This is a genomic window from Pseudomonas brassicacearum subsp. brassicacearum (genome assembly GCF_008801605.1).
GTDB classification, from domain to species: Bacteria; Pseudomonadota; Gammaproteobacteria; order Pseudomonadales; family Pseudomonadaceae; genus Aquipseudomonas; species Aquipseudomonas brassicacearum.
Genome location: NZ_VZPJ01000040.1, coordinates 1 through 797, shown reverse-complemented (window position 1 = coordinate 797; position 797 = coordinate 1). Strand labels below are relative to the sequence as shown.

The 797-nt window shown below is 64.2% G+C and carries 1 pseudogene; it reads right to left on the bottom strand.

The features are described from left to right. A pseudogene (locus F7R20_RS31405) lies at window positions 1–797 on the bottom strand (AMP-binding enzyme); the annotation flags it as partial.

The window sequence follows — 797 nt, the reverse complement described above, 5'->3', positions numbered from 1 at the left end:
TCGAGCTTGCCGTTGGGGGTCAGGGGCAGTTGTTCGAGGAACAGCAGGTGCGCCGGGATCATGTAGTCCGGCAGGTGTTCGCGCAGGGCCGCCTTGAGTTCATCGCGCAGGGCGCGTTGGGCTTCGGTGGCATTCAGGTTCAGCGTCGGGACGACCACGTAGGCCACCAGTTGCTGACCGCCCGGGGCGTCCTGGGCCAGGACCGCCACGTCACGCACCTCGGGCTGTTGCAGCAGCCGCGCTTCGATTTCCCCTAGCTCGATACGGAAGCCGCGGATCTTCACTTGATGGTCGATACGGCCCTGGTATTCGAGCACGCCATCGGCGCGGTAACGGCTCAGGTCCCCAGTGCGGTACAGGCGTTCGCCGGTTGTGGAGAACGGGTTGGGCACGTATTTTTCGGCGGTCATCGCCGCGCGGCCGAGGTAACCACGGGTGATGCCCGCGCCGCTCAGGTACAGCTCCGCCGAGACGCCTTGGGGCACTGGTTGCAGGTCGGCGTCGAGCAGGTAGCTGGCGGTGTGTTTGAGAGGCCGGCCGATGTTCGCCGTGCCGCCGGCGGTGCGGCGGGTCCAGGTGGAATAGGTGGTGTCTTCGGATGGACCGTAGAGGTCGTAGACATGCGCTATCCCTTGTGGGAGCGAGCCTGTGGAAGCAAAACCTGCAAGAGTAGAACCTGCAGGAGCACTACCTGTGGAGCAAGGCCTGTGGGAGCAAAGCTTGCTCGCGATGGCGGTAGGTCAGTCACACATGGGCCAGCCGATAGGATGCTATCGCGAGCAAGCTTTGCTCCCACA